We start from the raw sequence: 26,654 nt of genomic DNA, 5'->3' as shown, positions 1-26,654 counted from the left end.
GCTCCCACGTGGGTACTGCGTTACAGCTTGGACTTGTGAAGTGCTCGTAGAATCCCGCATAGCGGTCAAGCCCAAATCCAAGTCACCTTCGCCTGTCCGCAGACCCCTTCAGCCTTGACCCAATGCCTCGACAATCTGATCAACGCTGCTCTTCAGCCCAGCCAGTGTGTCCTCGTTATCGCTCTGCACGACAACCAGTTTCGCGCCGCTGTCTTTGATTACCTGCGCCACCGCAGCCTCTGGTTGCCGATGATCCAAGACCAGGGCCACATCCTGGTTTTTGAGGTTATCGGCCAAGGCTTTGAGCGCAGCCGCATCCCACTCGGTGGGCAGCGGCTGATCTACCAGGTCCAGGTTCAATCCGCTGGCCAGATAACCCAGTCGCTCCGACAGGCTGACGGTGGTCAGGTTTTCCACCTTGGCCAGGCGCGTCTGGCTATTGGCGGCCAGTGCCAATACTTGCTGCTTGAAGCCGGCAAGGTTGGTCTGGATGCGTGCCTTGTCCGCGGGCGACAGCCGCTCCAGATCATTGGCCACGACATCGGCCATGCGTCCCAGATTGGTGGGGCTGAGCCATGGGTAGCCGGCGTAGGCATCAGCCCCCGTCACGGCGATGCCTGGCAATGCACCATCGACCGGGCGAGCGGCGTCGATTTCGACGATGCGAATATTGCTGCGGCGCGCCACCGGGTAAAGCGGATCGTCTCGCCAGATCGAGCGTACGCCGATCACCGCGTCAGCCTGCTGGGCCGCCTTGTGCAGGCTGGCTTCGCCACGGCCACTGAAATACGACGGCTGGCGGCTGGCAGGCAAATTCGCCGGCGCAGCGCGTTTGAGCTCAACCGAAGTGCCTTCGAGCAATGTGTTGGCCAGGCTGTGGGTGACCGGCAGCGTGGTCAGCACTTGGGTGGCCGAGGCCAGGGACGGCAGGCTGGTAAGGGCGAGGGCCAGACACAGGCGTTTGAGGTTCATGCCGGGTTTCCTTGCAGGCGTGGGACGAGCGCACGGGCCAGGGCGGCCAGGGCGAAGCAGAGACCGGCGACCAGTATGATCGCGGCGCCGGACGGTACAGGCAGGTCGAAGACGATCGGCAGCAGAATGCCGAACAGGGTACTCAGGGTAGCGATAAACACCGAGATGAAGAAAAAGCCTTTCAATGACTGGCTGACCAGGCGCGCGGCAGCGGCGGGGATGACCAGCAACGCACCCACCAAGATGGCGCCAATCACCTTGACCGCAGCCACCGTGACCAGGGTCACCAGCACCACGAACAAGTAGTCCAGGGTCTTGACGGCCACCCCGCGTACAGCTGCCAGTTGCGGATTGAAGCTGGCCAGCATGATGCGGTTGTAAAGCGGCAGCGCCAAGGCCAGCACCAGCACAGCGACGATTCCCAGCACGACCAGGTCCTGACCGCTGACGGTCAACACCGAACCGAACAGCACGTTTTCCAGAATGTGCACGTTGATCTTGCCTGCCAGCATCAGCAGCAGGCTAGCCCCCAGCGCCAGGGACACCGACAGGAAGACACCAATCAGCGTGTCAGGTGACAGGCCGGTGCGGTTGCGCAGGAAATTCAGCAAGATACCGAACAACAGGCAATAGCCGAACAGGCTGCCGTAAGGGCCGGTGTAGGGTTCGCCCAACAGAATGCCGATGGCCACGCCGGTCAGCGCCGCGTGGCCGACCGCTTCGGAGAAGAAGGCAAAGCGCTTGACCACCACCAGCGTTCCAAGACCACCGAGCACCGGCCCGATCATCAACCCGGCCAGCAAAGCATTGACCACGAAGCCGTAGGCCAGCGCCTCGGGCAAGTAGCCTTGAACGGCCCATTGTTGAACCAATTCACGGAAGGATTCGAAACTCATCAGGCAAGGCTCTCGCTGCGCGGATGGACGGAGAACAGGCCGAGCAGACGCTCAGGGGTGAGCGCCTGGGCAGGCGCAGCATCGAACAGCACGCGGCGACTCAGGCCGGTGACCCGGTCAGCCAGGCGCAGCACGGCTTCAAGATCATGTTCGATCCACAAGACAGTGGTGCCGGATCGGCGCCAGCTGGCCAGCAGGTGCTCGAACACGCGAATACCCGCTTCGTCCAGTGCCGACATGGGTTCGTCCAGCACCAGCAGTTGCGGCTCGGGAATCAGCCCTTGCGCCAGCAGCACCCGCTGACGCTCACCGCCTGACAGCGCGCCCATGCGCCGCTTGCGCTTGTCGAGCATGCCGACGTGGGTCAGGGCTGCCTCGATGGCCGGCTGGACCGGCTTGGACAGCCCTAGAAAGGCGGGCTGGCGCTGGCACATGGCGGCCATGAAGTCGTCTACGGTCATGGGCAGGCCGCGGTCGAACTCCAGCGCCTGCGGCACGTAGCCGATCACCTCCCGCTCGCTGGGCCAATGCATGGCCAATCGACCCTGATGCGGCATCTGCCCCAGCAGTGTCTTGATCAGCGAGCTCTTGCCGCCCCCATTGGGCCCGACGATGGCATGCACCGAGCCGGCCGCGACGCTGAAACTGACCTGCTCGAGAATGCGCGTACGGCCCAGTTCGAGATTGATCGCCTCGAACTCGATGCGCGGCCCACAAACCGGCAGCACCTGGGTGGCGGCGGTCATGCGCGGTTCTCCTCGATGGCGCGCACCACCGTGTCGAGGTTGCGCTTCATTTCGATTTCATACTTGTCCTTGGTGTATTCACCATAGGAAATATGCGTCAACGGGTACAAGCGCACGCCGGATTCGCGCTGGATCGTTTCCACATAGGCAGAGGGGAAGTCCATCTCCGAAAAAATGACCCGCACATCCAGCGCTTTGAGTTGGTCGATGGTTTTCTTCAACTGAGCGGGGCTGGGCTCGATACCGTGGGCAGGCTCCACCACGGCGGTCACTTCAAGGCCAAAATCACGCACGAGATAATCGTAGGCAGCGTGGATCGTGGCCACACGGAAGGTGGCGCCAGGTGCTTGACTCACCTTGGCCAGGGCCTCGGCACGCAGGGCGCGCAGACGCTTGGCATAAGCCCGCGCATTTTGCGTGTAGAGCTTCGCGTTTTCCGGGTCCAGCTTGCCCAGTTCTCGGGCAATGTTGTTGACCTGTGCAATGGTGGTACTGATGGACAGGAAGGTATGCGGATTGACGACCTTGCCAGCGCCGCGTGCGGCAATGCCGGTTGCCGCGAGCAGAGGCACGTTCTGGTTCGATTCGATGGTGGCGATGTTCGGTTTTTCGCTGGCCGCGATCATGCGGTCGGCAAAGTCGTCATGACCGACGCCGTTGAGCACGACCACATCGAGCGTCCCGATGCGCTTGATGTCCTCGGCGCGAGGCTCGTAGGCATGGGGGTTGAAACCAGCCGGGATCAACGGCACTACCTCGGCCTTGTCGCCAACGATATTGCTCACATAGCTGTAGTAAGGGTGCAGGGTGATGCCGATACGCAGCGGCTTGCCGGGGTCGGCCAGGGCAAAGGCGGGCAGGGCACAGGCCAGGAGCAGGGCGAGGGCGGAGCGAAGCATGGGGCGTTCCTTAAGTCAGTGACGGTGATCGCGGGTGACACCGGCGTCGTAGTGGCTGACGACCTGGCGCCAGCCTGCGGCGATCAGGCTTGCCGGGGCAAGGTCATCGACCGATGGGCTGGGGTTGCCTCGGTAGAGCCAGACCTCGGCCTCGGCGCCACCTTCGGAGGGCTGGATCATCAGCAGGTGGCCGGCGATTTCCGGCGCCTGGCTGCGGCCCAGGTAGGCGCCGTCCGCCAGCAACGACCATTGGTGATCGCCACGGCTCTGGCTACCGGCATCAATGACGAAAGGCGGCAGCCCCTCGGCCGCCAGCGCCTGCACCTCGGGCACGGCGCCCTGTTCATCGCGCAGGTACTGAATTTCGTCGAAAGCCACCCGCAGGTCGGTGTAGAGGCCTTGCTCAGCTGGAGTCAGGTCCCGGCGAGCATCGATCTGATGGCTGGCGATCGGCTGATCGTCGACACGCTCCCCGCGCACCAGTACGACGCTGGCTGCCAGGGCCACGATCAATGCACTGACCAAAAGCACATATAGCGTTTCATGCCCGGCGCCGGCCGGGCGAATCACCTGGACCCGGCTCATGGTTGCGAAATGTCCGCGTAGTCGACTTCGACCACATGGCCTGGGCCTGCGTCGAACAACACGTAGAATTCGCCATCCGGGCGCTTGAAGGTGAGGGTGGAGTCATCCCCGAGCTTACCGCCGACCAGCACCTGCTCGTCGTAGCCGATCACATCCAGGGTGACCCCGGGTGCACCGCTCCCGTCCGAAAAGCCGCCGGTGCATTTGATCTGACTGCCCGGCACTTCCTCACACTCGCACATGGGGTTGTGGGCCATGGCAGCCGTGGCGGTTAACAGCAGTGAAGAGAGCATGAGCCTACGCATGAGGTGTTTCATTTGTTGCCTCCTTGTTTCTTGAGCCAGGCCACGGTGGCTGGCGATGCCTGGGCCAAGGGCACCGAGGCTTGATGCATGCTGCCGTCCCAGCCTTCGAGGGTGATCCACACCTGGGCATCTGGCCGAGTACGCGGCGCAATCGGAAGGGAGGTACCCATGTGGTAGGGTGCCCCGAAGAAAATGGTGCCGGCGGCGCGCAGGCTGCGCGGCTTGCCGATGCGCAGGTAGGTGGCCTTCACCTCTTGGGCGCAGCCTTTGCAGAGGGCGGCATTGAACACCTTGAAATAGCCGGCCGGGCCATCGGCCTGGGGCGCTTCGTCACGCATTTCAGCCAGGTCCAGGCTGTAGGGCCCTACCTTGATATCGCGTATGACGTTCGCGCCGAGCCCGGCTTCGCCGCGAAACAGCTTGGCATCGGCAAAGTACTGGGGCATGAAACCCAGCGGGATCAGGATCAGCAGAATGTTCAGGTGAAAGCGCCACTTCAACCAGAACTGTTTCAATGGCCGTTGCGCGAGGGTGTGTGCCTGGCTCATGGTTGGGTCTCCAGGGTAGGCTCGCGCTGCGCGACGCGGGGCGCACGCTCGCTGCGCTTGAGGGCGGCGGCGGTGGCCTGGGCGGTGCGCTTGGTCCAGATGAGCAGGCCGCTGAACACCATCAAGGTCAACACCAGGCCGAAGAAGAACCACACCAGCTTGATCGGCAACCCGCCGAAGTCACCGGTGTGCAGCGGACGCATGGATTCGGTGACGAACTCCAGGGGCGTGCGGTCGCTGATGCGGAACTGGCTGTCGACCTGGCGGGTGTAGGGATTGACCGAGGCGTTCTGGAACATCAGCGGGTACCAACCCGGCCCCGAAAGGCTGATGTGGCTGTAGGCCGTGGCGGGCAATATCACGAAGCTGACCTCAAGGCCCGGCACCGCGTGCCCGGCAATGCGCACGGCTTCGTCCAGGTCGATGCGCGGTGCGGGAGTGCCGTCGGTGGTCTGCGGCACGTCTTCGCGTGCAATCACCGGCACGATGGGCCGTGTGGAAATCGTGACGTGGTTATCGCCCAGAATGGCTTGGATCAAGAACCAGGTACCGGTAATGGAAATGACGGCAATGAACCAGATGGACCAGACGCCGGCCAGGCGGTGCACGTCCCCCCAGAAAATCCGCGAGCCGTGACCGGTGCGCACCGGCTTGAAGAACCCTCTCCAGAATTTCTTGTACACCACAAGCCCCGTGACCAGGGATGCCAGCATGGGCAGGCCCAACAGGGAAACAAGGTACCAGCCCCAGCTGTAACCGTTGGTGAACGGCACCAGCCACCATCCATGCAAGGCACGGGTGAAGGCTTCGAAGTCGAAGTCGGGCGTCTTGCCCTGGATCGCTCCGGTGTAGGGGTTTACATACAGCGTAGGGCTGGTGCCGTCGGGCAGGGTAACGTTGGCAACGACCGCGAAGTGAGAGCCGTCGGGCTGGCGAAGCATGTCCACGATCATGTCGGGCTCAGCCTTGTGCAGCGCATCGAGCACTTGCTGGAAACTCAGGCGGTCCACGTCGGCATCGGGCTTGTTGGCGCGCACCGCAGGGTCGGCCAGCCAGACGATCTCCTGGCTGACCACCGCGAGCATGCCGGTGAAACAGACGATGAGAACAAAGAACCAGATCGGCAGCGCGAGCCAGCTGTGGACCAGGAACCAGAGCCTGGACTTGGATTTCTTTGGAGTTTTGGCCATCAGACGATCTTCACAATAAGGGGCCGAGCTTAAGCCCAACCCTGGAGAGCTGTATTGATAAGGACGAATGAGAATCGAAATTCCGTCGATTTAAATGCAAGGAAATGTTTCAGGCTGGGGAGCCGGCCCCTGCGCCTGAAGCTGGGGGCCGGTGGCAAAGCGTCTGTCAGGCGCGGGACAGGACCGCTTCTGGCAGGGGCAGGGTGCGCAACGAGGGCAGGTCTTGATAAAGCGCACGGCCAATCTCGGCGGCCCGCGAGGGCAGAACTGATAACAGGGTGTCGCTCAGGCCATGGCTGTTCTCGCAGAAGCCTTGCAGGTACACCGACGCCTTGAGGTCGGGGCTGGTCAGTACGCGGTAGTTGCGATCAACGTTGAAATCCTCGAGGTAGCCAGCCAGCGGGGCCAGCAAGTCCCGGTGCGAACGGCGCTCATAGCCGGTAGCCAGGATGACGGCATCGTAGCGGTGGGTCTGTTGTTGGCCGGTGGCCAGGTCGCTGAGCGTCAGCTCGATGCCCTCTGCGTTGCCCACCACGGCGTCTACCTGGCGCCGGCACAGCACATTGTGGCGGAACTGATGGGCCACTTTCTGCCGATAGAGGATGGCGTAGATGCGCTCGATCAGGTTCAGGTCGACCACCGAGTAATTGGTGTTGTGGTATTCATCGAGCAACTTGCTGCGTTGATCGGCCGGTTCGTTATAGACCAGGTCGGTGTAGTCGGGTGCGAAGATCTCGTTGACGAACGGGCTGTCGTCGGCCGGCTTGAGTGCCGAGGCGCGCAGGATCATGTCCACCTTTACCGACGGGTAGCTGTCGTTGAGGTCGATGAACGCCTCGGCTGCGCTCTGGCCTGAGCCGATGACCGCGATGCGCATCGGTTTGCCGGCGTTGCAGGGCAGCTGGCTGAGGCTGCTGAGGTAGCGGGAATGGTGGAACACGCGCGGGTCGTTCTTGAAGGCTGCGAACGTTTCCGGAATCTTCGGTGTCCCGCCGCTACCCACAACTACCGAACGGGCCCTGCGGCTGTATTCCCGACCTTCGGCATCACGGGACACCAGGCGCAGGTGTTCGACGCGGCCCTGGGTGAGTTCAGGTTCGATGCGCAGCACTTCTTCACCGTATACCGCCTGGGTCGCGAAGTGTTCGGCAGCCCAGCGCAGGTAGTCGTTGTATTCCAGTCGGCACGGGTAGAAGGTGCCCAGGTTGATGAAGTCGGCCAGGCGCTGCTTCTGGTGCAGGTAGTTGACGAAGCTGTAGGTGCTGGTGGGGTTGCGCAGGGATACCAGGTCCTTGAGGAAGGAGATCTGCAACTCGCTTTGGGTGGCCAGGGTTTCACCGTGCCAGCGATAGTCTCGCTGTTTTTCGATAAATAGCGCGTCCAGGGCACGCCCTTGGCTTTCGGCCAGCTCTTCCAGGGCGATTGCCAGCGCCAGGTTGGACGGGCCGAAGCCTACGCCGATCAGATCTTTGATGGTTTCCTGCTGTGAGGCTTGGGTCATGGCCGCGATTCCATAAGGTCGATGTGGACGCTCACCGGTGATCCGGCTACCGCGCTGGTACATCTTCTGGAACGAGCCAACCGAGAGGGAATTTAGCAGGGCTCAAGACCAGGCCGTTGTAGCCGATAAAAGGGGCACGGACCGGTTTTGGAGCAGGGAATCATCATGGTCGCAATCACCTCCAGCAATCTGTTGATCAACGGCGTCTCAGCCCAGACGCTGCGCGTTGACGCTGCCGACGAGCGCGAACGGCGCGTGCAGGCGGGCGAGGCGCCCGGCCCGTTGAGCATCGCCGGTGACAGCCTCAAAGCCACAGCCACAGGCCAGGCACAAGCGGCCCAGGGCGAGGACAGCGACGAGCCAGAGGCGGTCAAGCAGTTGCGCGAGTTGATCAAGGCGTTGCAGAAACAGCTGGCAGAGGAGCAGAAACAACTGGCAGCTCTGATGAACAGTGACATGGAAGAGACCGCGAAGATGGCTGCCATCAGCACCAAGCAGAGCAGCATTGCCACGCTCAGCAGCCAGATCATCGCGGCCTCGGCACAATTGCTGGAACTGTTGCAGCAAAGCGGTGGTGGCAGTGCCGGTGGCCTGGTCAGCACCCGTGCCTAGCGGGCACTGACCAAACCCTGGGAATCAGTCAGCGGCCAATCGCGCCTTGTGCCGATCGGCCTTGTACTGCATGGCCACCGCCGGGGCCGGCTTGGTCGCGCCCGTTTCCAGCCACTGGCGCATACGGCTGGCGTCGGCGAAGTGGGTGTACTTGCCGAATGCATCGAGAATGACCATGGCGACCGGCCGGTTGTCCATCCGGGTCAACAGCACCAGGCAGTGCCCAGCCTCGTTGGTGAAACCGGTCTTGGTCAGCTTGATGTCCCAGTTGCTCTTGTTCACCAGGTGGTCGGTGTTGCGAAACCCGAGTGTGTAGTTGGGTTTGCTGAACGCTACGGTTTTCTCACGGGTTGTCGACAGCGTACTCAACAGGGGGTACTTGCGCGACGCCATCAATAGCTTGGTCAGGTCGCGTGCAGTGGAGACGTTCTGAGTCGAAAGACCGGTGGGTTCGATGTAGCGGGTATGGCTCATGCCCAGGCTGCGTGCCTTGGCGTTCATTGCCTTGATGAACGCCGGGTAACCGCCAGGGTAGTGGTTGGCCAGGGTGGTCGCGGCGCGGTTTTCCGAGGACATCAGGGTGATCAGCAGCGTCTCGCGTCTATTCAGCTGGCTGCCGAGCCGAACCCTGGAGTAGACGCCTTTCATGTCCGGGTTGTTGGCGATGGTCATGGTCAGCATTTCGTCCATGGGCAGCTTGGCGTCGAGCACGACCATGGCCGTCATCAGTTTGGTCACCGACGCGATGGGCAGCACGCGGTCTGGGTGACTGGCGTACAGCTCCTTGTTGCTGTTGAGGTCGATCAACAGGGCGCTGCCGGAGGCCAGGTGCAGCTTGGCAGGGTCACGTTGCAGCTGGGCGGTGGGCTGTGCAGCGACAGCGGCGCTGATGGGGGTCACGGTACCTGTGAGCAACAACAAAAGGCTGAGGGTAGACAGGATCGTTTTCACGTTGAGGCTCACTAAAGGGGGCTATGTCGTTGGCATTGCGAGGGTTTTCCCCAAGCCGGCGCATTCTGGAGTATGGCTCAAGCCGTGTCGATTGCCTTATCACCAATGGGCGCAAGGTGAAGAGAATTTAATCCTGCGGGAAGGGCTACAGCCATTTGGCTGCCCCGACTCTGTCCAGCCCCTACGGCCCTTGGTCGCCCACCGCCTAGAGCCGCTTGGGCTGTTTTACTGATTTGAGGTGAACTCGATGGGACCCAGCCCTGTCACCTTTGAACACGGAGGATCCAGGCATGGTTGTGAAGTTGAGGACGTATCGCGGAGACGACATCCCGGAGTGGTATCAGCGTGACGATCTCGATGAGCTCTACGAGGTCGAGGATCAGCAGGGGGATGTGCAATTGCTCGAAGATGACGAGGATGCAGTGAAGCTCGTCGTAGACCTCACCTATGAAGATGAAGATGCGCCCAAGCCTGAGTGATGGGAATCAGATGATGCCTCGCAGCGGGCCCAGCACCCACAGGCCCGCTGTTATTTGCGTATCGCAAAAGCCTTAGGACCTGCGCCAGGCAAGCCAGGCAATGCCTGTGAGTCGAAGCTCTGTCACGGCCAGCCCGACCAGGATCAAGCCTGCGCCGGCCAGGCGCTCGGCAGGTAAGCGATCACCGGCCAGGAAGTAGCCGAACAGGCCACCGAAAATTGGCTCGCATATCAATATCAACGCCACCTTTTCTGGAGCCAACACTGCCTGTGCGCGGTTCTGGATCGCGTAAGCCAAGGCTGTTGCCAGCAGCGCCAATGCCAGGAGGGTGGCGGTGACAGGCAGCGTGGTGGGCACGGAGAACGCGTTGTTCGCCACACTCCATATCAACGAAAGCACGCCGACGACGCCCAGTTGAATCGAAGCCGATGCCATGGCCAGCGCTGGCGTGGTGAACGTCGATACCATCACGATATGCAAGGCGAAGCACACGGCACACCCCAGCACCAGCAAGTCACCGTAGTGCAGGGTGAACCCGTCCAGGCTCAGCAGGCCAAGTCCGAACACCGCGATCCCGGTTCCGATCCCTTGCTTGAGGCTCGGGCGACCCTTGCCCATGAGGTAAAGCAGCACTGGTGTAAAAACAGTGCACAGGCCCGTGATGAAGCCGGCATTGGAGGGCGTAGTCAGCGCGGTCCCGGAGGTCTGCAGCGAAAAAGCCATGAACAACACGACCCCGGCCAAGCCCGCATTCAACAGCGTGCCTAGGTTCATCAGTCGAAACGAGCGAATCGAGAAGGGAAACAAGGCCGCTGCTGCCAGGCTGAACATCCACGCATTCAAGGTGGAGGCAGCCATGATGGTCAGCGTGTCGTGTTTGGCCACGAAGCTCCAGCCCCACACCGCCGTGACAGCCAGAAGCGAAATCGACCATAAAGTATTTTTCGACATGACGAATCCTTGGGCAGGCATTTATACCGAATGCCAGGCCGAGCTATTTTCGTCAGCGGTACCCAAAGATCGCAAAGATAATTCAGCGCCCGGTCAATGGCAATTGTTCAATCCACCCCACAAGACTCTCACCCCAGGCTCTCAACAGGTGCCCTGATCGGCAGTGGTACAGCGCATCAATAAGCAGATCATGTCGTCAATCGACCAAGGCTTGCCAATGAACGCTGCAGTGGGTGGCAAAGGCATATCGACCTTGCTGTAGCCACCACTCATCACGATCACGGGCAAGCATGGACATTGCTCGTAAGCCATCCAGGCAAGGTCCCAGCCATCGAACGGGCCCGGCGTACGGACATCGGTCACGACCGCTGCCCAGGGTTGCTTGTCGAGTTGCCGAATACCTTCTGTTGCGGTTTCCACCGCCATTACCCGAGCGCCTGTTTCTTCAATGATCAAAGACAGGAACTCTCGCAAAGCGGGTTCGTCTTCGACGACCAAAATCCGTTTTCCAATCATCACCGCTGACCATATTCCGTCTATGCCTTTTCCGAGGACACAGAGCCCGACCTGTTGCCTCGAGGGGATGAGCGGTGCGGTTTGTACAATTATTGGTGAGATTGCCGCCCTTTGTACAACCCCTGTTATTGACTATCCCCGCTGCTCGGACGAGTTTTCCAATACGCAGCAGTGGGCATCTCAAGTGCCTGGCTCAAGAGCCGGCAGCCTGTGCATGGTCATGAGGCAAAAAAAAGCCCGCACAGTGGCGGGCAACAGGGAGCAGCACTAAATGTTCGTGTCAGGCGAGGAGGGTGCCGGGTTGCAACTTTTCAATCAGGGCGCGGGCACTGGCCAGGCTCGGCATCGGTCCGCTGACCGGCTCGCCGTTGCTGACCAGGTACCAACAAGCCAGCAGGCCCTGATCGCGCAAATTGGCCGGTACTGCCGAGCCGATAACGGACATGATCTCGATAGTGGCCATCTGCTGTCCTCCGCTAAAACATGGGGTTACTGTACCGATGCCGCGGGTGGGACTGAAATCAATGTGCTCAATAGTGCTTATCAGTTTTGCCTAACGTGCAGGCAACGTTGTGCAACGGCCGATGAGCACAGCGTGACGCGCAGTGTCGAACCGGTAGGCTTGGGCCAACGGCTCTGCTAGGCTCATTCGCCGTCTGTACACCGCAAAAGGATCGCGTATGCCCCTTACCCCCAGCAGGGATACCGTGCTGTGCATTTCCCTGGCAGGCCGCCCAGGCACCTTTGGTGTCCGCTTCCACAATCACCTCTACGAGCAGCTTGGCCTGGATTTCTATTACAAGGCCATGCGCACCGATGACTTGCCGGCAGCTGTTGCAGGCATCCGGGCGCTTGGGATTCGTGGTTGTGGTGTCTCGATGCCGTACAAGGAAGCGTGCATGGCGTTGGTCGATGAAATCGACCCGTCGGCTGCGGCAATCGATTCAGTCAACACCCTGGTCAATACCGAGGGCCACCTCAAAGCCTATAACACGGACTACCTGGCAGTCCGGCAGTTGCTGACGCAGCACAAGGTCGACCCGACTACGGCGTTCGCCTTGCGTGGCAGCGGTGGCATGGCCAAGGCGGTGGCCAGCGCGTTGCGGGACGCAGGGTTTGGCGAAGGCATCATTGTCGCCCGTAACGAGCAGGCCGGGCGGGAGCTGGCCGATGTGTGCGGCTACCGCTGGCTGCCTGAGCTTGACGACCTTTGCCCGCCGATGCTGATCAACGTCACCCCGGTGGGCATGGCCGGTGGGCCAGAGGCGCAGCAGCTCGCGTTCAGCGAGATGGCAATTGCTGCGTCCGAGCGCGTATTCGATGTCGTGGCCATGCCAGTGCAAACACCTCTGATCGAGCATGCAGAGAAGCTTGGCAAGCAGGTGATCACCGGGCTTGAAGTCATCGCATTGCAGGCGTTGGAGCAATTTGTCCTGTACACCGGCATCAGACCAACCCCTGAGCAGGTACAGGCTGCCGTGGGCTACGCGCGCCAAGGTTGAGCCAGGGGCAGATCCTGCACTATTCAGCGACCAGCAAGTTGAGCTGGTCGCTGCAGCGATTAGAACGCTTGCCTGGCCTTATCCAATTGCTCGTCAACCAGCGCACGACCATACGCCAGCGACACATGCTGAGCATTGTCCAAGTCGCTGAAGAACTTCATGGGCATCGATAGCCGCCGGCTGACATGGCCGTCGGGTGCCGTGATCAGGCAGCCTGCTGCAAAGGGTAAGGGCGAGTCAGGGTGAGGCATCACGCTGGCTGTGATGAGGTGCTTGCGATATTCACACTGGAGCGATTGCATGATCGGTACCTCGCTGTGGCAATGAAGCCTTTACTTCATATACCACAGCAGAGGGCATGCAGGCGGTCGCCCGACGAGCGTGGCCTGTGAGCCTTAAGCTTTGAGCTCGCCAGGCTGGATGACCTCGACCCAGTAACCATCTGGGTCCTTGATGAAGGCCAAGTGGTTCATACGCCCGTCTTGCAGGCGTTTCTGGAACGGCACGCCTAAGGCTTCGAAACGGGCGCATGCTTCACGCACGTCCGGCACCGATACACAGATGTGGCCGAAGCCGCGTGGATCGGTATTGCCATCGTGGTAGGCGAAGTCGGCATCCTGTTCGGTACCATGGTTGTGCGTAAGCTCAAGCACGCCCGGGATCGACTTCATCCACTGATGGCGGGCATGGTCGTCCTCTGGAATCTGGGCGGGGTCGACCAGGGCCAGGAAGTACAGGCTGAAAGCAGCCTCTGGGAAATCACGCTTGTCCACCAGGCGGAAACCCAACACCCGCGTATAGAAGTCCAGCGACTTCTGGATGTCCTTGACCCGCAGCATGGTGTGGTTGAAGACGAATTGGGCAGTGGCAACGTCAGGCTGTGCGGTGACACCCGGAACGGTTTGCAGATCGTGCAAGCTCATGGAAACTCCTGAGACGGGGCCGGGTGCCAGGACCCGGCGAAACGGACAGGCTGCTAATGATACGGCAGTGAAACGATTGCGCAAATGAAAGCGCCCTGCTCAAGGCAGGGCGCTGGAATTAGAGGCCCGCATGTGCGGGCGCGTGATGGGGTCGCTAGTCCGTTAGCTGTGTTCATGGTGCCTGCGGCGCTGTGAAAAAAGTGTGAAGCCAGTGTTGAGGTTTCATCATGGCGCTGACGCGATCAAGTTCATCGCCGGTTGTTTTGTGGCAACCGGACGAAAGCGTACGAGGAGGGTAGATGAAACAGGTACTGCTGATCGGCATCGGCGCTGGGGATCCTTGCCACCTGACCTATGAGGCGGTCGATGCACTGCGCGGTGTGGACGTGTTTTTCGTCATGGACAAAGGCCCCGAGGTGCAAGACCTTCTGGGGTTGCGCAAGGCGATTCTGCAACGCTACCTGCCAGACCACAGCTATCGCATCGTGCAGATCACCGACCCGCCACGCGCCAGACAGCCCTCGGGGTATGCAACGTCCATTGAAGTCTGGCACCAACAGAGGGCGACAGCCTATGCCGCCGCGCTGCAAATGGAACTGCAGCCAGGGCAGACCGGCGCATTTTTGCTGTGGGGTGAACCTGGCTTGTACGACAGCACGCTGCGTGTGATGGAGCTGGTGCGTGAACGGGGGGTGTCGCTTGCCTTGAAGGTGCTACCCGGAATAAGCAGCATGCAGCTGTTGGCCGCCCGTCACCAGATCGCGCTCACGCGTGTCGGTGAGCCGTTGATCGTGGTGCCGGGGCGGAGGCTGGCGAGTCTCGGGCGCATCGATAATGTTGTGGTAATGCTCGATAGTCACTGCGCCTTCGCTGCACTGTCGGATCCAGCGCTCACGATCTTCTGGGGCGCTTACCTGGGAACCGCGGACGAAATGCTGATCGCCGGGCCCCTGGAAGCGGTCAAGGCACGCATCCTGGAGGCCCGGGCAAGTCAACGTCGGCGCAAGGGTTGGATAATGGACATCTACTTGCTGCGTCGTGAAGTGTTCGCGACTACGGATTGACCAACCTGACCGGCTACTGCGCCGAGCGGGGGCCAAGAATGGAGGCCACCGTGTCTCGCAACTGATCGATGGAGTAAGGCTTGCCAATTCTATACATGCCTTCCGGCACGTCGACGTTTTCTCCATACCCACTGGCGAACAGCACAGGGAGCATAGGGCGCAGCCCGCGTGCGCTCTTGGCCAGGTCATGGCCATCCATGTCCGGCAAGCCAACATCGGTTATCATGAGTTCGAGCGTTTGGTCAGGATTTTCGAGTACTTTCAGTGCGGTCGCAGCGTCATGCGCCTCGATCACGGCGTAGCTCAGATCTTCGAGGACCTCGACCATGAGCATGCGTACGATGTCGTCGTCCTCGACTACCAGAAGGGACATGGTTCAGATCCTGTCTTGATGAATGTCTTTGCTCTGTGCCTCGCCAAGGCCCAGAAGTTCCCGAAGGATACCGATCTGATCGATCCGATGGAACGATTGGAACAGGTATGTTTCAAATGCTGGCTAAATGCCGGGCCAACTGATCAGGGCTTGCGCCAGGCCAGGGGCTGCCCCTCACCATAAGGAAAGATTGACCATGCTGTTCATGGACTTCATTTGCTCGGGCGTTTTCAGATGATACAAGCTGCCTCGATGGATCAACGTAGCTTTCGCAAGCTGTTGAGCCGCAACATCGGCCTGCCCCTGGGGCTCGGCCTGCTCGGTGCCGTGGCATTCGTCGCCGTTATCAACTACCTGCTATCTGCCATGCAGTGGGTGGAACATACCGATCAGGTGATTGGCAATGCCAACGAGACGCTCAAGCTCTCGATCGACATGGAAACAGGCATGCGCGGGTTTCTGATCACGGGCGATGAACGCTTCCTGGACCCGTACGAGGTGGCCAAGCCCAGGATCTTCAACAGCCTGCAAAGCCTGCGGAGCATGGTCGAGGACAATCCCCAGCAGGTCGAACGCATCGACCGGCTGATCGCGCTGCAGGGGGCGTGGAACGACTTCGGCAGCCAGATGATCGAGCTGCGCCGCGTCGAAGGGGGATACCGCGAGCTGATCGGTAATGGCCGTGGCAAACGCCTGACCGACGAAATCCGCAAGGAGTTCGAGGACCTGATCGGGGCCGAGCAACAGCTGCGCATGACCCGCAACGAGACGGTCAGCAGTGTCACCGTCGCTGGCATCATCACATTCGTTGTGTTGCTGGTCGGGCTCAGCGCATTACTCGCTTATCTGGGGCGCCGCGACCTGCTGGCCCTGTCCGATAGCTACACCAAGAACTTGCAGGCCCAGCAGCGCGCTGCGGAGCGCCTGGAGCATCAGGCCTGGCTGCGCAACGGCCAGACCCAACTGGCCCAGCAGGTGCTGGGTCAACTGTCCCTGCCCATGCTGGGTGACAAGATCCTGCGCTTCTTCGCTGCCTACCTGGGCAGCGTGGTGGGCGCCGTGTATGTGCGGGATGAACATGGCCGCCTGGTGCGCGTGGCCAGTTATGGGCTCGAAGCCCAGGAGCAGGCCCGCGAGCAGGTGCTGGGTGATCACCACGGCTTGCTGGCGCAAGCGGTACGTGAAGAACGGCTTATCCGCCTCGATGCCTTGCCGCAGGACTATTACCGTTTGGCGTCGGGCCTGGGCAAGGGGTTACCGCGCAGCGGGCTGATCGTGCCGGCCCTTGAGGACGGTCAGGTTAACGGCGTCATTGAACTGGGGCTGCTGCGCCCATTGCAGGACCGCGACGCGGAGATGCTCGAGCGCGTGGCGGGCAACCTGGGTATGTCGATCGAAAGCGCCCGCTACCGTCAACGCCTGCAGGAGGTGCTGGCCGAAACCCAGCAGCTCAACGAAGAGCTACAGGTCCAGCAGGAAGAGCTCAAGACCGCCAACGAAGAACTCGAAGAGCAGTCCCGGGTGCTCAAGGAGTCCCAGGCTTATCTGGAGACCCAACAGGCGGAGCTCGAGCAGACCAACGAGCAACTGTCCGAACGCACCGATGCACTGGACCTCAAGAACGAGGAGCTCAGCCGCGCCCAGACCGAGCTTCAGGCTCGCGCCGATGAGCTGCAGCGTTCGAGCAAGTACAAGTCCGAATTCCTCGCCAACATGTCCCACGAGCTGCGTACGCCGCTCAACAGCTCGCTGATCCTGGCCAAGCTGCTGGCCGAGAACGGTGAAGGCAACCTGAGCCAGGAGCAGGTCAAATTCGCCGAGTCCATCTACTCGGCAGGCAATGACCTGCTCAACCTCATCAACGACATCCTGGACATCGCCAAGGTCGAAGCCGGCAAGCTTGAGGTGCGCCCCGAAACGACCCACGTCGATCGTCTGGTCGAGGGCTTGCGCGACATGTTCACGCCACTGGCCTCCCAGAAGGGGCTGGGCTTCGAGGTCACAGCTGAGGACCACGTGCCTGCGACCCTGTTCACCGATCGCCAGCGCCTTGAACAGATCCTCAAGAACCTGTTGTCCAATGCCATCAAGTTCACCGAGCGTGGCCAGGTCAGCCTGAATATCGGTTACCAGCCCGAGGCCGGTATCGTCTTCGCGGTGCACGACACCGGGATTGGTATCGCGCCTGATCAGCAGCAAGCCATCTTCGGCGCATTTCACCAAGTCGATGGCACCAGTAACCGCCGCTATGGAGGCACCGGGCTGGGCCTGTCCATCTCGCGCGACCTGGCCCGCCTGTTGGGCGGGCAGATCACCGTACAGAGCACGCCGGGCCAAGGCAGCGTATTCAGCCTGGTACTGCCAGAGCGCCATGATGTCGACGAACAGCCCGTCGCGCCGCTTACCCTGCGCCCTGCGGTGACTTCAATGCCCTCGGTCATCCAGCCGCCAGCAGCGGCGGCCAAGCCCCCGATCCTGGCCTTCACCGATGATCGCGAGCGGGCGCCGTTTACCAACCGCTGCATTCTGGTCATTGAGGACGAGCCAAACTTTGCCCGTATTCTCTTCGATCTGGCCCATGAACTGGGCTACAGCTGCCTGGTGGCCCATGGCGCGGACGAAGGTTTCGAGTTGGCCGCTCGGTTCCTGCCCGATGCCGTACTCCTGGACATGCGACTGCCGGACCATTCCGGCCTCACTGTACTGCAGCGCCTGAAGGAGCGGACCGAGACGCGCCACATCCCGGTGCATATCATTTCGGTCGAGGATCGGGTGGAGGCGGCCATGCACATGGGCGCGGTCGGTTACGCGGTCAAACCCACCAGTCGCGAGGAGCTCAAGGAAGTCTTCGGGCGCCTGGAAGCCAAGCTGACCCAGAAGCTAAAGCGCATCCTGCTGGTCGAAGACGATGACCTGCAGCGAGAGAGCATTGCCCGGCTGATCGGCGATGAGGACGTCGAGATCACCGCCGTGGGCCTGGCCCAGGAGGCCTTGGCACTGCTGCGCGAGCACGTCTACGACTGCATGATCATCGACCTCAAGTTACCCGACATGCTCGGCAACGAGTTGCTCAAGCGCATGACGGCCGAAGACATCCGCGCGTTCCCGCCTGTGATCGTCTATACAGGCCGTAACCTGACGCGCGAAGAGGAGGCCGACCTGCTCAAGTATTCGCGCTCGATCATCATCAAGGGCGCACGCTCGCCCGAGCGTCTGCTCGATGAGGTCACCCTGTTCCTGCACAAGGTGGAGTCGCAGCTGTCCCATGAGCGTCAGCGCATGCTCAAGACCGCGCGAAGCCGCGACAAGGTATTCGAGGGGCGCAAGATCCTGTTGGTAGACGACGATGTGCGCAACATCTTCGCCCTGACCAGCGCCCTGGAGCACAAGGGGGCCATCGTCGAAATCGGCCGCAATGGCCGCGAGGCCATCGAACGCCTCGAACAGCATGAAGATATCGACCTGGTACTGATGGACGTCATGATGCCGGAAATGGATGGTTTCGAAGCGACCCGGCTGATCCGCCAGCAGCCTCGCTGGCGCAAGCTGCCGATCATCGCCGTGACCGCCAAGGCGATGAAGGACGACCAGCACCGCTGCCTGCAGGCCGGCGCCAATGATTACCTGGCAAAGCCCATCGACCTGGACCGCCTGTTCTCGCTGATACGTGTGTGGTTGCCGCAACTGGAGCGAATTTGATTAGCGAACGCAATACCGACATCGAGATCCGCTTGCTCATCGAGGCCATCTACCTCAAGTACAGCTACGATTTTCGCAACTATTCCGGCGCTTCGATCAAGCGCCGGATCCTGCATGCCCTGCGCCAGTTCGACTGCCAGACCGTGTCTGCGCTTCAGGAGCGGGTACTGCATGACCCAGGCATGTTCATGCAGCTGTTGCAGTACCTGACGATTCCGGTCAGCGAGATGTTCCGCGACCCTGGCCACTTCCTTGCCCTGCGCAATGAAGTGGTCCCGCTGCTGCGCACATGGCCATCGATAAAGATCTGGATTGCCGGCTGCAGTACGGGCGAAGAGGTGTATTCGATGGCCATCTTGCTGCGCGAGGAAGGTTTGCTGGAGCGCACCATCATCTACGCCACCGACATCAACCCGCACTCACTGGAAAAAGCCAAGCAGGGCATCTATACCATGCCGAGCATGCGCGAATACGAAGAGAACTACAGGTTGGCCGGTGGGCGTCGTGATTTTTCGGAGTACTACACCGCTGCCTACGGCAATGCCATCATGGACAGCACCTTGCGTGAGCAGGTGACCTTCGCCGACCACAGCCTGGCCACCGACAGTGTGTTCTCGGAAACCCAGCTCGTCTCGTGCCGTAACGTGCTCATCTATTTCGACAAGGTGCTGCAGGACCGGGCCCTGGGCCTGTTCCACGAGTCCCTCTGCCACCGGGGTTTCCTGGTGCTGGGCAGCAAGGAGTCGGTCGATTTCTCGGCCTATAGCCAGCGCTTCGAGCCCTGGGTCAAACCTGAACGGATCTACCGCAAGTCATGAAGGGCATACAGGCTGTGGTGATCGGTGCTTCGGCGGGCGGTGTGACTGCACTGTTCAAGGTGCTCGGCGGGTTGCCAGGGACGTGCAGGGTTCCGGTGGTGTGCCTGTTGCATCTGCCCGAGGACCGGCATAGCCATCTGGCTGAAGTGCTGCAACGTCGCCTGGGCCGGCCGGTGCTCGAAGCGCGTGACAAGCAGTCTTTGCAAGACGGCGGCATTTTTGTGGCGGGCCCTGGTTATCACCTTTCGGTAGAGTGCGACTTCACCCTGTCTTTGAGCCAGGAACCGCCGCAGCATTTTTCCAGGCCTTCGATCGACTACCTGTTCATGTCGGCAGCCGATGCCTATGGCAAGGCGCTGCTCGGCATATTGCTCACTGGCGCAAACGAAGATGGCGCCCAAGGGCTTGCCTACATCAAGAACAGCGGCGGCCGGACCATCGTCCAGGACCCCCGCGATGCACAGGTCGCGCTAATGCCGGAGGCCGCATTGGCCCTGCACCGGCCCGACCATATTCTTCCTTTGAGTGGTATCGAGCAGTTGCTTGGTACTCTGGAATCCAGCGCATGTTAAGCCAGACCATCGCTAAACTGCTGATCGTCGACGATCTGCCAGAAAACCTCCTGGCCCTCGATGCCCTCATCCAGGGTGACCATCGCGAGGTGCACCAAGCCCAGTCCGCCGAAGCGGCGCTGTCCCTGCTGCTTGAGCACGAATTCGCCTTGGCCATCCTGGACGTGCAGATGCCTGGCATGAACGGGTTCGAGCTGGCCGAGCTGATGCGCGGCACCGAGAAAACCCGCAACATCCCCATCGTGTTCGTGACCGCGGCCGGGCGCGAGATGAACTATGCCTTCAAGGGCTACGAAAGCGGTGCCGTGGATTTTCTCTACAAGCCGCTCGATACCATGGCGGTCAAAAGCAAAGTCTCGGTTTTTGTCGATCTCTACCGTCAACGCAAAGTGCTCGACCAGCAACTGCAAGCGCTCGAGCGCAGTCGGCAGGAGCAGGAAGCCTTGCTGGACAAGCTGCAAAGCGCACGCTGCGAGCTGGAGCACGCTGTGCGGATGCGTGACGATTTCATGTCCATCGTCTCCCATGAGGTGAGAACGCCCCTAAATGGTTTGATCCTGGAAACGCAGCTGCGCAAGCTGAACCTGGCCAGGGGCAACCTGGAGGCCTTCAGTAAGGAAAAGCTACAGGCCATGGTCGAGCGCGACGAGCGCCAGATCAACAGCCTGATACGGCTGATCGAAGACATGCTCGACGTGTCACGCATCCGCACCGGTAAACTGTCGCTGCGCCCGAAGCTGTTTGACCTCAGTCAGCTGGTACGGGGGTTGGTGGAGAACTTCACGGCGCAAGCGATCGCGCTGGATACCCGAATCGACCTGCATTGTGACGGGCGCCTGGCTGGCGAGTGGGACGAGTTCCGCATCGAGCAAGTGCTGGCCAACCTTTTGTCCAACGCCCTGCGCTACGGGGAGCGCAAACCTGTGCACGTGCGGGTGTTCGAGCTCGACGGCATGGCATGCGTGCAGGTGCAAGACAACGGCATTGGCATTGGTGCGGCCAACCAGCAGCGCATCTTCCAGCAGTTCGAGCGGGTGTCGAACCATCAGGCTACTGGTGGCCTGGGGCTTGGGCTTTATATCTCCGAGCAGATCGTCCACGCCCACCGCGGGCGCATTCTGGTCGAGAGCGAGGAGGGCCAAGGTGCCACGTTCACCCTGCAACTGCCGCTTGGCGTGCGCGAGCAACAAAACGATCAGGCGCGGGCAACCTCTGCGTGAGCCCGGGGTCTGATGGCAAACTGCAAGAATTTCCAAGGTTTCGATATGAGTGAAGATGCACAAGATGTGGTGTTGGTCGTCGAGGACGAGCCGGCCATTCGCATGATTTTGCGGGACTACTTGGCCGGGGAGGGCTACCACGTGCTGGTTGCCGAAGATGGCGAGCAGGCGTTTGCCATCCTGGCCAGCAAGCCGCACCTGGACCTGATGGTGACTGACTTTCGCTTGCCCGGTGGCATTTCAGGGGTGGAAATCGCTGAGCCGGCTGTCAAGTTGCGGCCGGACCTCAAGGTGATCTTCATCAGCGGCTATCCAGCGGAGATCCTGGAGTCCGGCAGCCCGATCACCCGCAAGGCGCCCATCCTGGCCAAGCCGTTCGACCTCGATACGTTGCACGACAAGATCCAGACCCTGCTGCGCTGACAGCGGTAGGTTGCAGCAAAGCGGCTGGCCACTGGTCGAGCGATCAGTGGCCTGGTTCCAGTTCCACCGCAGGATTGCGCGTCAATGGGCGAACCGCTTGGCCCCGGCAACACACAGCACCGCACCCGCCGTCACCGCCACCATGGCCCAGCTCACCTGCTCGTGCAATAACACCGCCGCCAACCCCAACCCGATGAAGGGCTGGACCAACTGCAATTGGCCTACTGCCGCGATCCCGCCTTGGACGAGCCCGCGATACCAGAACACGAATCCAATGAACATGCTGAACAACGCCACATAACCGAAGCTGAACCAGGCAGAGGCGCCGACTTGCGTAAGGTTCGCCCTCGTGGGCATGGTGATGATTGCCAACACCAGCATCGCTGGTAGCGCAAGCAGCAACGACCAGCTGATCACCTGCCAGCCGCCCAATGTGCGGGACAGGCGTGCTCCTTCTGCGTACCCCAATCCGCACACCACGACTGCCGCGACCATCAACCCATCACCCAGTAGCGAAGCCTGCCCTGCAGAGGTTGATGCGTACCCCGCCACCAACCCGGCACCTGCCAACGAAAATGCCCAAAACAACGGCCTGGGACGCTCGCCGCCACGCAGCACGGCAAAACCAGCGGTGCACAGCGGCAGCAGCCCCACAAACACAATGGAGTGGGCCGAGCTGACGTGCTGCAAGGCCAATGCAGTCAGTAGCGGGAACCCGACCACGACGCCGAGTGCCGTCACGCCCAGGGATGACCAATCGCCTCGCCCAGGCCGGGGCTGACGCAGCAAAATCAGACAACAAGCACCCACTAACGCGGCAATGGTTGCCCTCGCGCAGGTCAAGAACGTCGGTTCGAACGCCGTCACGGCAACGCGTGTTGCGGGCAAGGAGCCTGCGAAAATCACCACGCCGATGAAACCGTTGATCCAGCCGCTTGCTGTTTTCTGCATCTCGCACTCCTTGTCATTGATGAAGCCAGTACAGCACCAACGTGCGCTTTGATGCCATGTACAATCCAGTACAGTTTGGCGGAACTGTCAGGTATCGATGGGCAGTACAGGTGAGAGGATTTCAGTGAAAGAGCACAGCACACGCATTCGAAAAGTCATGACTGAAGTCCATGCGCGCATCGCGGCCCGTACCTATTTGCCCGGTGCACGAATACCTTCAGTACGGGCAATGGCGCAAAGCATGCAGGTTTCGGTGTCGACTGTGGTCGAGGCCTACGAACGACTGGTGGCCGAAGGCGTAGTCCATGCGCGCCGTGGCGCCGGGTTTTATGTGGCAGGGGTCGCGGCGCCCTTAGTGCTGACCGAGGTGGGGCCCAAGCTTGAGCACGAAGTCGACCCGCTGTGGATTTCTCGCCAGGCGCTCGAACCTGCTGGCGCCACGTTGAAACCTGGGTGCGGCTGGCTTCCTGCGCAATGGATGTTCGAGGCCGGGGTGCGCAAGGCGCTCAGGGCTACTGCGCGCTCGCAAGCCGAGCAGGTGGTCGAGTATGCATCGCCGCAGGGCCATCCGCCGCTGCGTCATTTTCTGTCGCGGCGACTGGCAGGCTTTGGCATCGACGTGCCGGCAGAGCAGATCATGCTCACCGAGTCCGGCACGCACGCCATCGACCTGATCTGCCGTTTTCTGCTCCAACCCGGTGACACCGTACTGCTCGACGATCCCTGTTATTTCAACTTCCATGCCTTGCTCAGGGCCCATAGCGTCAACGTCGTCGGTGTACGTCAGACCCCTACTGGCCCTGACATCGAGGCATTTGGTGCTGCCCTGGCGGCGCATTCGCCACGGCTCTACATCACCAATTCCGGTATTCACAACCCAACAGGTGCCTCCCTGTCACCGGGCACTGCACACCGGCTGCTCAAGCTCGCTGAGGCCGCGAGCTTGTTGATCGTCGAGGACGACGTCTTCGCCGATTTCGAGCATACGCCAGCGCCCAGGCTCGCGGCCTTCGATGGCCTGGCGCGGGTCATCCAGATTGGCAGTTTTTCCAAGACCGTCTCCGCTTCGGTCAGGTGTGGGTACATCGCCACGCGTCACGACTGGATTCAGAGCCTGGTCGATCTGAAGATCGCCACCACGTTCGGTGGCGGTCGCCTGGCAGCGGACATCATTCACCATGCGATCACCGGCAGCGGCTACCGCAGGCATATGGAGAACGTGAGGATGCGCCTTGCCATCGAACGGGACAGGACGGCTGAAAAGCTCAAAGCGCTCGGTATCGTTCCTTGGCTGATGCCGCAGGCAGGGCTGTACCTGTGGTGCCGTCTGCCGCAGGGCAAGGACGCTGCCGCGTTGGCCAAGGTATGCTTGGACGATGGCGTGGTGCTGGCGCCTGGGAATGCTTTCAGCCAGTCCCAGACGGCTGGCGACTATGTGCGTTTTAACGTCGCGCAGTCGGCCGACGCGAGAATCTATGAAGTACTGGCACGGGCCCTGAATGCCTGAACCTGCGCCTAAATACGCCGGCATCGGGCCGCAATGCGGCCCCAGCAACCATGACGCCCGAGCTTTTCTGAACCCTCATCCAGCCGGCAATGCCCAACGTATCTCAAGGCTCACGCAGGCTAGCCATCATGGATCACCCGGAAATCATTCACCACGGCGCCCGCGAGGGCGTGACCGGCTCCTGCCATCAAGTCTGGATGGACCAGACGGCCAGCTTGCTGATCGACTGCGGCGCCTTCCAAGGCGAGGACGAGGGGCAAGGCGGGGAGGGCTTGACCCTCGACTTCACCATCGATGGCGTCAAGGCCCTGATCGTGACCCATGTGCATCTGGATCACGTCGGGCGAATCCCACATTTGCTGGCTGCAGGTTTCGAGGGGCCGATCCTGTGCAGCGAACCGTCAGCCCAACTGTTGCCCATCGTACTCGAAGACGCGTTCCGTCTAGGTATCAGCGACGATCCGGAGCAACTGGAACGCTATCTCAAGGTGGTGGAGCAGCGCACCATCGCTTTGCCCTACGGCAACTGGTTCACGCTCCACGAAACCGAGGGTGCCCATTGCAAAGTCAGGCTGCAACCGGCCGGCCATGTGCTGGGTTCGGCTTATGTGGAACTCGAAATGACAGGGCCGGATGCCACTGCCCAGCGCGTGGTCTTCAGTGGTGACCTGGGAGCCCCGCATTCCCCGCTCTTGCCAGACCTGACCCCTCCCGAGCGCGCTGATCTGCTGATTCTGGAAAGCACCTACGGCGACCGCCGCCACGCCGACCGGGAGCACCGGCGTGAACGCTTGCAGGCCGTCATCGAGCGCGCCTTGCAAAATCAGGGCACGGTGCTTATCCCGTCTTTCTGTATTGGCCGCACCCAGGACTTGCTCTACGAGCTGGAGGAAATCCTCCACGAGCATGAACTGGCGGGGCAGGACCAGACCAACAGCGGCCCCGAGGTGGATTGGCCACACTTGCCGATCATCCTCGATTCACCACTGGCCAGCCGTTTCACGCAGGTCTACAAAGGTCTGCAAGGGTATTGGGACGAATCAGCCCAGGATCGCATCAAGGAGGGACGCAAGCCCCTGTCCTTCAAGCAACTGATCACCATCGACAGCCATGAGGAACACCAGCGCATCGTTCAGCACCTGGCCGAGACGGCCCGGCCGGCCATCGTCATCGCGGGCAATGGCATGTGCTCGGGTGGGCGTATTGTCAACTACCTCAAGGCGATGCTGGGTGATGCCCGGCACGATGTGGTCTTCGTCGGTTACCAGGCCCATGGCACACCTGGCCGGGACATCCTGACCCACGGCCCGGAAGGCGGCTACGTCATGCTGGACGGCGAGCGCATAGACATCCGTGCCGCAATAGAGCGCGTGGAGGGCTATTCAGCCCACGCCGATCAGGCAGATCTGGTCGGTTTCGTCACACGCATGCAGGCCTGGCCGTCGCATATCCGCCTGATACACGGAGAGCCTGAGGCCAAGCAGTGCCTGGCTGGCGTTTTGCGAGCGCGTTATCGCGAGAGCGGTCACGAGGGAAGTGTGCACATCCCCTGATGGTTGGCGACCAGGAAGTCCACGAACACCCGCACGCGTGCGGGCATGTTCGGTCCACCGGCAAAGACGGCGTGAATCGGTTCACGGTCGCCTGGGTTGAAGGCCTCGAGCAGTGACACCAGGCGCCCGCTGGCCAGGTCATCGGCGACGGTGAAGGTGCCTATCCGGGCGATGCCTGCGCCCAGCCTGGCCAACTGGGCCAGAGCCTCGCCGCTGCTGCATTCGATGTTGCCGCTTACTTTCAATGCGAACCCGCGCCCGTCACGTACGAACGGCCAGTCCGAGGTGGCGCGCCTGAAGTTGAACCGCAAGCAGTTGTGCTTGGCCAAGTCTTCGGGCAGCAAAGGGGTGCCCCGCCGGCTCAGATAGTCCGGCGAGGCCACGATCACTTGGCCCGTTTCATCGATTTGCCGAGCATTCAGCGAACTGTCTGGCAGCGCTCCGAAGCGCACGGCCACATCGGCCTGCCCGCCGAGTACGTCGGCAACTTCGTCACTGAGGGTGAGATCAACCAGTACCTGCGGGTACTGCACGCTGAACGCCGCCACCAAGGGGACGATGCGCAGCCGGCCATGCCCAAGTGCAGCGCTGACGCGAACCCGACCGCGCGGCACGCCCTGGTCGGTAATGGCCTGCTCCACTTCCTGAAGGTCGGTCAGTACACGTCGTGCCCCTCGCAGGTATGCCTCGCCTTCTGGCGTGAGGGTAAGCGCGCGAGTGGTGCGCAGCATCAGCCGTGTACCCAGACGCTGCTCGGTACGCGCCAATATGCGGCTGATAGCAGAGGGGGTCAGGCCCAGTGCACGGGCGGCGGCGGACAGGCTGCCTGCTTGCGCCACTTTGGTGAACACTTCCATCTCGCCTGATCGTCCTGTCAGATCCATTTGTGCCTCGTACG

At 61.2% G+C, this 26,654-nt stretch carries 29 protein-coding genes; 11 read left to right on the top strand and 18 right to left on the bottom strand.

Annotated elements, in window-relative coordinates; genetic code table 11:
- Positions 1–108: 108 nt before the first annotated feature.
- The 9 genes from FS777_RS09935 to FS777_RS09895 form a co-directional block, all read right to left on the bottom strand.
- The gene (locus tag FS777_RS09935) at positions 109–972 is read right to left on the bottom strand and encodes a metal ABC transporter solute-binding protein, Zn/Mn family (protein WP_145255283.1); all 864 of its coding nucleotides are present in this window, start codon (positions 970–972) and stop codon (positions 109–111) included.
- The gene (locus FS777_RS09930) at positions 969–1,868 is read right to left on the bottom strand and encodes a metal ABC transporter permease (protein ID WP_058637323.1); all 900 of its coding nucleotides are present in this window, start codon (positions 1,866–1,868) and stop codon (positions 969–971) included. The genes FS777_RS09935 and FS777_RS09930 overlap by 4 nt, the downstream gene beginning before the upstream one ends.
- A complete protein-coding gene (locus tag FS777_RS09925) occupies positions 1,868–2,614 on the bottom strand; it encodes a metal ABC transporter ATP-binding protein (protein ID WP_145255279.1) in 747 nt (248 codons plus the stop codon). The genes FS777_RS09930 and FS777_RS09925 overlap by 1 nt, the downstream gene beginning before the upstream one ends.
- Positions 2,611–3,513 carry a metal ABC transporter substrate-binding protein gene (locus FS777_RS09920; RefSeq protein WP_058637321.1) on the bottom strand — a complete coding sequence of 301 codons (903 nt, stop codon included), beginning with the start codon at positions 3,511–3,513 and terminating at the stop codon, positions 2,611–2,613. The genes FS777_RS09925 and FS777_RS09920 overlap by 4 nt, the downstream gene beginning before the upstream one ends.
- A 15-nt stretch (positions 3,514–3,528) precedes the next feature.
- Positions 3,529–4,098, bottom strand: a complete 570-nt coding sequence (locus tag FS777_RS09915) for a DUF6162 family protein (RefSeq protein WP_058637320.1) — start codon at positions 4,096–4,098, stop codon at positions 3,529–3,531.
- Positions 4,095–4,415 carry a hypothetical protein gene (locus FS777_RS09910; protein ID WP_058603896.1) on the bottom strand — a complete coding sequence of 107 codons (321 nt, stop codon included), beginning with the start codon at positions 4,413–4,415 and terminating at the stop codon, positions 4,095–4,097. Before FS777_RS09910 ends, FS777_RS09915 begins: the two co-directional genes overlap by 4 nt.
- On the bottom strand, positions 4,412–4,951 hold the full coding sequence (locus tag FS777_RS09905; RefSeq protein ID WP_058637319.1) for a hypothetical protein: 540 nt from the start codon (positions 4,949–4,951) through the stop codon (positions 4,412–4,414). The genes FS777_RS09910 and FS777_RS09905 overlap by 4 nt, the downstream gene beginning before the upstream one ends.
- The gene (locus tag FS777_RS09900; RefSeq protein WP_058603898.1) at positions 4,948–6,141 is read right to left on the bottom strand and encodes a PepSY domain-containing protein; all 1,194 of its coding nucleotides are present in this window, start codon (positions 6,139–6,141) and stop codon (positions 4,948–4,950) included. Before FS777_RS09900 ends, FS777_RS09905 begins: the two co-directional genes overlap by 4 nt.
- Before the next feature lie 166 nt (positions 6,142–6,307).
- Positions 6,308–7,642: a lysine N(6)-hydroxylase/L-ornithine N(5)-oxygenase family protein gene (locus tag FS777_RS09895; protein ID WP_145255276.1), complete on the bottom strand. Its 1,335-nt coding sequence runs from the start codon at positions 7,640–7,642 to the stop codon at positions 6,308–6,310.
- Between the two features lie 165 nt (positions 7,643–7,807).
- Between FS777_RS09895 and FS777_RS09890 the strand changes: the two genes are divergently transcribed.
- Entirely contained in the window at positions 7,808–8,254 is a 447-nt protein-coding gene (locus FS777_RS09890; protein ID WP_145255273.1) for a hypothetical protein, read from the top strand.
- 24 nt (positions 8,255–8,278) lie between these two features.
- Here the strand turns inward: FS777_RS09890 and pbpG are convergent, their stop codons facing one another.
- Positions 8,279–9,205 (bottom strand): D-alanyl-D-alanine endopeptidase, encoded by a 927-nt coding sequence (pbpG, locus tag FS777_RS09885; RefSeq protein WP_058637316.1) that lies wholly within the window; start codon positions 9,203–9,205, stop codon positions 8,279–8,281.
- Positions 9,206–9,495: 290 nt separating this feature from the next.
- On the opposite strand from pbpG, the gene FS777_RS09880 reads away from it, so the two are divergent.
- Positions 9,496–9,684 (top strand): hypothetical protein, encoded by a 189-nt coding sequence (locus FS777_RS09880; RefSeq protein WP_058637315.1) that lies wholly within the window; start codon positions 9,496–9,498, stop codon positions 9,682–9,684.
- 72 nt (positions 9,685–9,756) lie between these two features.
- Here FS777_RS09880 and FS777_RS09875 read toward each other — a convergent pair whose 3' ends face one another.
- The 3 genes from FS777_RS09875 to FS777_RS09865 all read right to left on the bottom strand — a co-directional run bounded on the left by FS777_RS09875 (position 9,757) and on the right by FS777_RS09865 (position 11,614).
- Positions 9,757–10,635: a DMT family transporter gene (locus tag FS777_RS09875; RefSeq protein WP_058637314.1), complete on the bottom strand. Its 879-nt coding sequence runs from the start codon at positions 10,633–10,635 to the stop codon at positions 9,757–9,759.
- Positions 10,636–10,776: 141 nt separating this feature from the next.
- Positions 10,777–11,151 carry a response regulator gene (locus FS777_RS09870; RefSeq protein ID WP_078478750.1) on the bottom strand — a complete coding sequence of 125 codons (375 nt, stop codon included), beginning with the start codon at positions 11,149–11,151 and terminating at the stop codon, positions 10,777–10,779.
- A gap of 280 nt (positions 11,152–11,431) precedes the next feature.
- A complete protein-coding gene (locus FS777_RS09865) occupies positions 11,432–11,614 on the bottom strand; it encodes a hypothetical protein (protein ID WP_078478749.1) in 183 nt (60 codons plus the stop codon).
- 217 nt (positions 11,615–11,831) lie between these two features.
- Between FS777_RS09865 and FS777_RS09860 the strand changes: the two genes are divergently transcribed.
- On the top strand, positions 11,832–12,653 hold the full coding sequence (locus FS777_RS09860; RefSeq protein WP_058637311.1) for a shikimate 5-dehydrogenase: 822 nt from the start codon (positions 11,832–11,834) through the stop codon (positions 12,651–12,653).
- Positions 12,654–12,712: 59 nt separating this feature from the next.
- Here the strand turns inward: FS777_RS09860 and FS777_RS09855 are convergent, their stop codons facing one another.
- Entirely contained in the window at positions 12,713–12,955 is a 243-nt protein-coding gene (locus tag FS777_RS09855; protein ID WP_058637310.1) for a hypothetical protein, read from the bottom strand.
- Positions 12,956–13,048: 93 nt separating this feature from the next.
- Positions 13,049–13,576, bottom strand: coding sequence for a lactoylglutathione lyase (gloA, locus tag FS777_RS09850; protein ID WP_058637309.1), 528 nt, complete (start codon positions 13,574–13,576; stop codon positions 13,049–13,051).
- A 299-nt stretch (positions 13,577–13,875) separates the two neighbouring features.
- On the opposite strand from gloA, the gene cobF reads away from it, so the two are divergent.
- On the top strand, positions 13,876–14,640 hold the full coding sequence (gene cobF / locus FS777_RS09845) for a precorrin-6A synthase (deacetylating) (RefSeq protein ID WP_078478748.1): 765 nt from the start codon (positions 13,876–13,878) through the stop codon (positions 14,638–14,640).
- Between the two features lie 13 nt (positions 14,641–14,653).
- On the opposite strand, the gene FS777_RS09840 is transcribed toward cobF, so the two are convergent.
- Positions 14,654–15,013: a response regulator gene (locus tag FS777_RS09840; RefSeq protein ID WP_058637307.1), complete on the bottom strand. Its 360-nt coding sequence runs from the start codon at positions 15,011–15,013 to the stop codon at positions 14,654–14,656.
- A 234-nt stretch (positions 15,014–15,247) separates the two neighbouring features.
- On the opposite strand from FS777_RS09840, the gene FS777_RS09835 reads away from it, so the two are divergent.
- From FS777_RS09835 to FS777_RS09815, 5 genes are read left to right on the top strand one after another with little or no spacing between them, the layout of a single operon-like run.
- Complete coding sequence (locus FS777_RS09835) at positions 15,248–18,712, top strand: response regulator (RefSeq protein WP_078478747.1); 3,465 nt, start codon at positions 15,248–15,250, stop codon at positions 18,710–18,712.
- The gene (locus FS777_RS09830) at positions 18,709–19,530 is read left to right on the top strand and encodes a protein-glutamate O-methyltransferase CheR (RefSeq protein WP_078478746.1); all 822 of its coding nucleotides are present in this window, start codon (positions 18,709–18,711) and stop codon (positions 19,528–19,530) included. The genes FS777_RS09835 and FS777_RS09830 overlap by 4 nt, the downstream gene beginning before the upstream one ends.
- Positions 19,527–20,102 carry a chemotaxis protein CheB gene (locus FS777_RS09825; protein WP_058603912.1) on the top strand — a complete coding sequence of 192 codons (576 nt, stop codon included), beginning with the start codon at positions 19,527–19,529 and terminating at the stop codon, positions 20,100–20,102. Before FS777_RS09830 ends, FS777_RS09825 begins: the two co-directional genes overlap by 4 nt.
- On the top strand, positions 20,096–21,322 hold the full coding sequence (locus tag FS777_RS09820) for a hybrid sensor histidine kinase/response regulator (RefSeq protein ID WP_078478745.1): 1,227 nt from the start codon (positions 20,096–20,098) through the stop codon (positions 21,320–21,322). The genes FS777_RS09825 and FS777_RS09820 overlap by 7 nt, the downstream gene beginning before the upstream one ends.
- Positions 21,323–21,367: 45 nt before the next feature.
- Entirely contained in the window at positions 21,368–21,745 is a 378-nt protein-coding gene (locus FS777_RS09815; RefSeq protein ID WP_027914716.1) for a response regulator, read from the top strand.
- An 81-nt stretch (positions 21,746–21,826) separates the two neighbouring features.
- Here FS777_RS09815 and FS777_RS09810 read toward each other — a convergent pair whose 3' ends face one another.
- Positions 21,827–22,696 carry a DMT family transporter gene (locus FS777_RS09810; protein ID WP_078478744.1) on the bottom strand — a complete coding sequence of 290 codons (870 nt, stop codon included), beginning with the start codon at positions 22,694–22,696 and terminating at the stop codon, positions 21,827–21,829.
- Between the two features lie 124 nt (positions 22,697–22,820).
- Here FS777_RS09810 and FS777_RS09805 point away from each other — a divergent pair, with 124 nt between their 5' ends.
- Both FS777_RS09805 and FS777_RS09800 read left to right on the top strand, forming a co-directional pair.
- Entirely contained in the window at positions 22,821–24,203 is a 1,383-nt protein-coding gene (locus tag FS777_RS09805; protein WP_078478743.1) for a PLP-dependent aminotransferase family protein, read from the top strand.
- A gap of 128 nt (positions 24,204–24,331) precedes the next feature.
- Complete coding sequence (locus tag FS777_RS09800) at positions 24,332–25,756, top strand: MBL fold metallo-hydrolase RNA specificity domain-containing protein (protein WP_178091260.1); 1,425 nt, start codon at positions 24,332–24,334, stop codon at positions 25,754–25,756.
- Here FS777_RS09800 and FS777_RS09795 read toward each other — a convergent pair.
- A complete protein-coding gene (locus tag FS777_RS09795; protein ID WP_058637302.1) occupies positions 25,729–26,640 on the bottom strand; it encodes a LysR family transcriptional regulator in 912 nt (303 codons plus the stop codon). The two genes, FS777_RS09800 and FS777_RS09795, sit on opposite strands and share 28 nt — an antisense overlap.
- Between the last annotated feature and the right edge of the window lie 14 nt (positions 26,641–26,654).

The sequence above is a fragment of the Pseudomonas sp. DE0157 genome (assembly GCF_007678615.1).
Taxonomy (GTDB): domain Bacteria; phylum Pseudomonadota; class Gammaproteobacteria; order Pseudomonadales; family Pseudomonadaceae; genus Aquipseudomonas; species Aquipseudomonas parafulva_B.
This window is presented reverse-complemented; position numbering and strand designations above follow the sequence as displayed.

Bases quoted from the DNA above. Each gene is read 5' to 3' on its own strand.
- FS777_RS09935 (WP_145255283.1), bottom strand. From the start codon at position 972: ATGAACCTCAAACGCCTGTGTCTGGCCCTCGCCCTTACCAGCCTGCCG.
- FS777_RS09930 (WP_058637323.1), bottom strand. From the start codon at position 1,868: ATGAGTTTCGAATCCTTCCGTGAATTGGTTCAACAATGGGCCGTTCAA.
- FS777_RS09925 (WP_145255279.1), bottom strand. From the start codon at position 2,614: ATGACCGCCGCCACCCAGGTGCTGCCGGTTTGTGGGCCGCGCATCGAG.
- FS777_RS09920 (WP_058637321.1), bottom strand. From the start codon at position 3,513: ATGCTTCGCTCCGCCCTCGCCCTGCTCCTGGCCTGTGCCCTGCCCGCC.
- FS777_RS09915 (WP_058637320.1), bottom strand. From the start codon at position 4,098: ATGAGCCGGGTCCAGGTGATTCGCCCGGCCGGCGCCGGGCATGAAACG.
- FS777_RS09910 (WP_058603896.1), bottom strand. From the start codon at position 4,415: ATGAAACACCTCATGCGTAGGCTCATGCTCTCTTCACTGCTGTTAACC.
- FS777_RS09905 (WP_058637319.1), bottom strand. From the start codon at position 4,951: ATGAGCCAGGCACACACCCTCGCGCAACGGCCATTGAAACAGTTCTGG.
- FS777_RS09900 (WP_058603898.1), bottom strand. From the start codon at position 6,141: ATGGCCAAAACTCCAAAGAAATCCAAGTCCAGGCTCTGGTTCCTGGTC.
- FS777_RS09895 (WP_145255276.1), bottom strand. From the start codon at position 7,642: ATGACCCAAGCCTCACAGCAGGAAACCATCAAAGATCTGATCGGCGTA.
- FS777_RS09890 (WP_145255273.1), top strand. From the start codon at position 7,808: ATGGTCGCAATCACCTCCAGCAATCTGTTGATCAACGGCGTCTCAGCC.
- FS777_RS09880 (WP_058637315.1), top strand. From the start codon at position 9,496: ATGGTTGTGAAGTTGAGGACGTATCGCGGAGACGACATCCCGGAGTGG.
- FS777_RS09875 (WP_058637314.1), bottom strand. From the start codon at position 10,635: ATGTCGAAAAATACTTTATGGTCGATTTCGCTTCTGGCTGTCACGGCG.
- FS777_RS09870 (WP_078478750.1), bottom strand. From the start codon at position 11,151: ATGATTGGAAAACGGATTTTGGTCGTCGAAGACGAACCCGCTTTGCGA.
- FS777_RS09865 (WP_078478749.1), bottom strand. From the start codon at position 11,614: ATGGCCACTATCGAGATCATGTCCGTTATCGGCTCGGCAGTACCGGCC.
- FS777_RS09860 (WP_058637311.1), top strand. From the start codon at position 11,832: ATGCCCCTTACCCCCAGCAGGGATACCGTGCTGTGCATTTCCCTGGCA.
- FS777_RS09855 (WP_058637310.1), bottom strand. From the start codon at position 12,955: ATGCAATCGCTCCAGTGTGAATATCGCAAGCACCTCATCACAGCCAGC.
- gloA (WP_058637309.1), bottom strand. From the start codon at position 13,576: ATGAGCTTGCACGATCTGCAAACCGTTCCGGGTGTCACCGCACAGCCT.
- cobF (WP_078478748.1), top strand. From the start codon at position 13,876: ATGAAACAGGTACTGCTGATCGGCATCGGCGCTGGGGATCCTTGCCAC.
- FS777_RS09840 (WP_058637307.1), bottom strand. From the start codon at position 15,013: ATGTCCCTTCTGGTAGTCGAGGACGACGACATCGTACGCATGCTCATG.
- FS777_RS09835 (WP_078478747.1), top strand. From the start codon at position 15,248: ATGATACAAGCTGCCTCGATGGATCAACGTAGCTTTCGCAAGCTGTTG.
- FS777_RS09825 (WP_058603912.1), top strand. From the start codon at position 19,527: ATGAAGGGCATACAGGCTGTGGTGATCGGTGCTTCGGCGGGCGGTGTG.
- FS777_RS09820 (WP_078478745.1), top strand. From the start codon at position 20,096: ATGTTAAGCCAGACCATCGCTAAACTGCTGATCGTCGACGATCTGCCA.
- FS777_RS09815 (WP_027914716.1), top strand. From the start codon at position 21,368: ATGAGTGAAGATGCACAAGATGTGGTGTTGGTCGTCGAGGACGAGCCG.
- FS777_RS09810 (WP_078478744.1), bottom strand. From the start codon at position 22,696: ATGCAGAAAACAGCAAGCGGCTGGATCAACGGTTTCATCGGCGTGGTG.
- FS777_RS09800 (WP_178091260.1), top strand. From the start codon at position 24,332: ATGGATCACCCGGAAATCATTCACCACGGCGCCCGCGAGGGCGTGACC.
- FS777_RS09795 (WP_058637302.1), bottom strand. From the start codon at position 26,640: ATGGATCTGACAGGACGATCAGGCGAGATGGAAGTGTTCACCAAAGTG.